Source organism: Pedobacter sp. 01T416_2, assembly GCF_056398925.1.
This window is the reverse complement of sequence record NZ_JBFTQI010000705.1, coordinates 1-3099: the sequence shown is the minus strand read 5'-3', so window position 1 is coordinate 3099 and position 3099 is coordinate 1. Positions and strand designations below refer to the sequence as shown.

Annotated in this window: 2 protein-coding genes; both read left to right on the top strand. The window is 40.0% G+C overall.

Going from position 1 to position 3099, the window contains the following annotated elements; translation table 11 throughout:
* A partial coding sequence (locus AC1DPQ_RS22800; protein ID WP_477610965.1) for a GH92 family glycosyl hydrolase occupies window positions 1-2005 on the top strand: 2005 nt, incomplete at its 5' end.
* A gap of 111 nt (window positions 2006-2116) precedes the next feature.
* The coding region (locus tag AC1DPQ_RS22795; protein WP_477610964.1) for a glycosyl hydrolase 2 galactose-binding domain-containing protein at window positions 2117-3099 on the top strand (983 nt) is incomplete at its 3' end.

Below are 3099 nucleotides of genomic sequence, written 5' to 3'. Positions count from 1 at the left end.
TACGCATTTAAGCGGTACCGGAATCGGCGATCTGGGCGATATTTCGATCATGCCTGCAACTGGTAAATTATTGCTCGAGAAAGGTAAAACAGCCGAAGATCAGAACGGCTACCTGTCTAAATTTTCGCATCAAAATGAAATAGCCAAAGCTGGTTATTATAGTGTATTGCTTGATAAATACCAGATTAAAGCCGAACTAACAGCAACTGAAAGAGTAGGTTTTCACCAATATACTTTTAAAAAAGGTGCCGAAAACCCACATATCATTATTGATTTGATAGAAGGTATAGGCTGGGACGCACCTGTATCTGCATCATTTAAACAGCTCGATGCTACCACTATTATAGGGCATCGTAATTCGAAAGGTTGGGCCAACGATCAGCGTTTGTATTTTGTAATTAAACTTTCACAACCGATTAAAAGTATTGCGTTATATGATAGCACAGCGGTTAAAAGCGGCATGGCRTTATCCGGCAAAAAATTAAAAGCAGCGGTAAACTTTAATGCCATTAATCATGATAAGCTACAGATTAAAGTTGCCTTATCTCCGGTAAGCATTGAAAATGCCATTTTAAACCTAAAAACAGAGTTGCCAGGCTGGGATTTTACCACCACAGTTAAAAACAGTGATGCGAAATGGGAGAAAGAACTGGCCAAGGTGAAAATTGAGGCTTCAAATACGACCAAAAAGGTATTTTATACTGCTTTGTACCATACCATGGTGGCCCCGTCACTTTTTAACGATGTAAACAAAGATTACCTCGGTACAGATAAAAAGGTATACAAAAAGGCAAATTTTAATAACCTCACTACCTTTTCATTGTGGGRTACTTACCGTGCGGCTAATCCATTGTACACCATCCTGCACCAGGATAAGGTAAGCGATGTGGTAAATACCATGTTGGCCATCTATAAACAACAGGGTAAACTACCCGTTTGGCATTTAATGGGTAGCGAAACCAATACCATGGTGGGCTACCATGCCGTTCCGGTTATTGTTGATGCTTATTTAAAAGGATACCGGGGTTTTGATGTAAATCTGGCATACGAAGCGATAAAACAATCGGCTATGCAGAAAACAGATGGCATCGAATACATTCAGGAGCTTAAATACATTCCTGCTGATAAAGTAAACGAATCAGTGGGTAAGGCTTTGGAGTATGCTATTGACGATTATTGCATTGCACAAATGGCTAAGGCACTGAATAAAACAGCAGATTACACTTATTTTAGCAAAAGGTCGAAACTGTATAGTTTATATTTCGATCCGAGTGTTCAGTTTATGCGGGGTAAACTTGCCAGCGGAAACTGGAGAAGCCCGTTCGATCCCTTTTCATCCAAACACCGTGAAGATGACTATGTAGAAGGTAATGCCTGGCAATACACCTGGCTAGTGCCGCAAGATGTAGAAGGATTGATTGATCTTTTTGGAGGGGATAAAGCTTTTATCAATAAACTCGACTCGCTATTTACCTTACCCTTAGATTTGGGAACCAACGGTTCGCCGGATATTAGTGGGTTGATCGGTAATTATGCGCAGGGAAATGAACCCAATCACCACATTCCTTATTTATATACTTACGCAGGCCAGCCATGGAAAACTGCCGATCTGATCCGTAAAATCGACAAAGATTTTTATTCTTCAAAACCGGATGGTTTGTGTGGTAACGAAGATGTAGGTCAAATGAGTGCCTGGTATGTTTTCTCGGCAATGGGTTTCTATCCTGTAAATCCGGCAAACGGGGCTTACGTTTTCGGAACGCCATTAGTTAATGATGCGATAATTTCGCTGCCTGGGAATAAGAAATTCAATATAAAGGTTGTGGGTAATAGTGCGGAGAATAAGTACATTCAGAAAATTGTGCTGAATGGCAAAGCTTATACCAAATCATATATCCTGCATAAAACCATGATAACTGGCGGAAATATGCAAATTTATATGGGCAATAAACCATCAGCAACCTGGGGGGTAAAACAAGAAGACAGACCAGTTTCAACTAAGTAATGATTAAATTGAAAATGATTGAATGCTTACTATACCAATAGTGAAAATTCTCATTCAGTAAATAAAACATTCTCTCATTCAATAAATCACTCATTCAATAATTTAATAATAATGAAGAAAATATTCCTACTTCTCTTACTCTGTTCGGTTTTGACCGTAAATGCACAACAGCGCTATGAACTAAATTCGGGTTGGGTATGTACCAATATCAAAGATGCTAAATCTACTGGTTCAGAAATTTCGAAAACAGGCTTTTCGATTAACAGTTGGATGCCCGCAACTGTACCAGGAACAGTATTAACTACTTTGCTGAACAACAAAAAAGTACCCGATCCATTTTATGGAATGAACAATGAGAAAATTCCTGATGTGTATAAAACCGGTAACGATTATTACACCTATTGGTTTGTAAAAGATTTTGAAGAGCGCGCGGCGGGTAACGAACAGGTTTGGTTACAGTTTAGGGGTATAAATTACAAAGCCGAAATTTATTTAAACGGAAAAAAAGTTAATCCAAAAACCCAGGTTGGGATGCACCTTAGGGCGCAATATAACATTACCAAACTGTTATCTTCAAACGGGAAAAACAGGCTGGCCGTAATTGTTTATCCTCCGGATTTTCCAGGTAACCCGAACGGTGGCCAGGGTGGTGATGGCACTATTGCCAAAGGTTTAACCACACAATACACCGCCGGCTGGGATTGGATTCAGCCTACTCGTGATCGTAATACGGGTATTTGGGATAAAGTGACCATCGAGAAAACAAAAAGCATCAATATCCTGAATCCACAGGTAATTACCTTGGTCCCAGGCAAGCGCGTACCAGAAGGGAAACAAAATCCGGCTACCGTTAAAGTTTCAGTTGAAGTAGAAAACCCTACAGGTCAGACTATTTCGGGTACTTTGCAATATCAAATTGCCGGAAAATTGGTTAAACAGCCAACTACTATTGCAGCCAATAAGACTACTACGGTTAAACTTCCTGATTTACAGCTCGACAACCCTAAGTTATGGTGGCCAAGCGGATACGGGCCGCAGAACCTGTATGATGTGAAGATCGAATTTATAGCAGCCAATCAGGTTTTGGATCAAGA